At 70.0% G+C, this 2,227-nt stretch carries 3 protein-coding genes; all 3 read right to left on the reverse strand.

Going from position 1 to position 2,227, the window contains the following annotated elements; genetic code table 11:
• Positions 1 to 114 precede the first annotated feature (114 nt).
• Positions 115 to 951, reverse strand: coding sequence for an NUDIX hydrolase (locus VFZ20_RS18775; RefSeq protein WP_329685462.1), 837 nt, complete (start codon positions 949 to 951; stop codon positions 115 to 117).
• Between the two features lie 35 nt (positions 952 to 986).
• A complete protein-coding gene (locus VFZ20_RS18780; protein ID WP_329685463.1) occupies positions 987 to 1,400 on the reverse strand; it encodes a hypothetical protein in 414 nt (137 codons plus the stop codon).
• A 24-nt stretch (positions 1,401 to 1,424) separates the two neighbouring features.
• Positions 1,425 to 2,227 (reverse strand): sigma-54 dependent transcriptional regulator (locus tag VFZ20_RS18785; RefSeq protein WP_329685464.1); only part of this gene is annotated, 803 nt, incomplete at its 5' end.

The raw sequence follows: 2,227 nt of genomic DNA on the forward strand, positions 1-2,227 counted from the left end.
GCTATCCAGTTCGACTAGCTGGTCCATGGCCAACCAGAAGCGACGAGTGATAGCATTGATCTCCATATAACCGACGCGTGCGTGAGTTGGGAACAAACCAAGCGATGTGCCCGCTTACATTCCGGAGCTCAACAACTGGTACAATCCGGTAGGATACAGCGGCGGGCCGCCGGGGGCGAAGTGGGCGAGCGGCATCCACTTCACCGGATACGGCTCGCCGCCCTCGTCACCCATGATCTCGTCCCGCGCGTAGTACGACTCGTCCACGAAGCGCGCCGTGAAGATGAATGCGATCTCGTGCTTGGGGCGGCCCTGGTGCGTGAACACGTTCTCGATCACGCGCAGCAGCGTGACGTCCGCCAGCTCGGCGTCCAGTTCCTCGCGCATCTCGCGCCGCAGCGTCTCCTCCGAGTACTCGCCGAACTCGATCCCTCCGCCCGGCGGCCCGTAGAACGTCTCGTCCTTCACCCGGTCGTAATGCCCGCCGACGAGGATCTCGTCCCCGCGCCGGAACACACACACGATCTTGGGGCGGATGCGCGGCTCCGCGGTAGAGACGGGCTGCGCAGCCGTCTCGGCGCCGCCGGGCGCCGAAAGCGCGCGTCCAGCACCGGGATCATCGCCCTGAGGCCACGAATAGATGTACAGGTACTTGTGCCGGGCGCGCTGCCTGGCCTTCAGCTCCGGCGTGAGCGCCAGCGACAGTCCGCGCGCCGTCTCCTGCTCGACGAACGGGTCCATGCCGGCCTCCGCCGCCACGCAGGCGATGGACAGCGGCTCGTAGTGCGTGTCCGCGTGGACGACCCACGCGCGGCCGCCGTGCATGAACCGCCCGACCACCTCCCAGCTTCCGCCCGTCAGGGCGCCGTCGAGCCGGACGTGATCCGGATTGGCGGCTTGGCGCGGCAGCACAACCGCGCGCATGAACGACACGAAATCGTCGTGAATCATCGTCGATTGATGAGGAGCGCGCGGGGATCCGCGGATCAGACGGCGTTCAGCCACAGCGCGTCGGCCGCGAGCGACGCGGCGACGGCACCCGCCAGCGACGCCAGCGTGCCCAGCGCCATCGTGCGCGGCGAGAGCCAGGCCCCCGCGTCCGCGGCCCGCCGATCCACGACCACGCTCGCGACGCCGAACGCCACCAGCCCGACGAGCGTGTAGCCGGGAACGTAGTGGATGAAGTAGTGCGGGTTCCCGTTGAGGAACCAGGGATTGAGCCAGACCTTGTCGCACGACGTCCCGCCGCCGCAGACCTCCCGATACCGCAGGTAGCCATACAGGGCGGATGCGCCGAGCCACAGCGCCGCCAGCGCGCGCCGGCCGGCGGCGCGGCGGGTGCGCCACGCCGTCCACACGTACGCCGGCCAGACGGCCACCAGCAGCGCGAGGGCGATCATCCGGCGCCCGCTTTCGGGAGAGGCCTACGCCACGTTGGGGCTGTTGAGCTTGGCGCGCAGGGTGCGCACGCTGATGCCCAGCAGGTCCGCCGCGCGGGTGCGGTTGTCGCCCGTCACCTGCAGGGCGCGCTCGATGAGGATCTTTTCCGCCTCGTCGATGTTCAGCGAGTGCAGCACCACCGCGTCGTCCTCGCGCGGCTGGTCGCCGCCGGCGGGCGGGGCGGCGAACGCGGCGCGCTCGGCGGCCCCGGCGGCCAAGCCCAGCCGCGCCAGGTCAAAGTTGCGCGGCTGCAGCACCTCGTCCATGGACAGGATGACCGCGCGCTCCACGGCGTGCTGCAGCTCGCGCACGTTGCCGGGCCAGTCGTAGCGCTGCAGCAGCTCCAGCGCCTCGGGCGAGACGCCGTGCACGTTCTTGCCCATCTCGGCCGCCGTGCGCCGCGCAAAGCGGTACGCCAGCAGGGGGATGTCTTCCTTGCGCTCGCGCAGCGGCGGGATCTCCAGGGGGATCACGCTCAGGCGGTAGTACAGGTCCTGGCGAAAGTTGCCGGCCGCCGCCTCCATCTGCAGGTCGCGGTTGGTGGTGGCGATCACCCGCACGTCCACGCGGATGGGCGACGTGCCGCCCACCCGCTCGAACTCCTGCTCCTGCAGCACGCGCAGCAGCTTGGCCTGCAGGTCCAGCCGCATCTCCGACACCTCGTCCAGCAGCAGCGTGCCGCGGTTGGCCCGCTCAAAGGCGCCCTCCACCCGCTTGAGGGCGCCCGTGAACGCGCCCTTCTCGTGGCCAAAGAGCGAGCTCTCGATGAGCCCCTCCGGCAGCGCCG

Origin of the sequence: Longimicrobium sp. (assembly GCF_036280135.1) — a bacterium.
Classification (GTDB): domain Bacteria; phylum Gemmatimonadota; class Gemmatimonadetes; order Longimicrobiales; family Longimicrobiaceae; genus Longimicrobium.

Excerpts from the sequence above, each read along its gene's own strand:
- VFZ20_RS18775 (WP_329685462.1), bottom strand. The coding sequence starts at position 951 with ATGATTCACGACGATTTCGTGTCGTTCATGCGCGCGGTTGTGCTGCCG.
- VFZ20_RS18780 (WP_329685463.1), bottom strand. The coding sequence starts at position 1,400 with ATGATCGCCCTCGCGCTGCTGGTGGCCGTCTGGCCGGCGTACGTGTGG.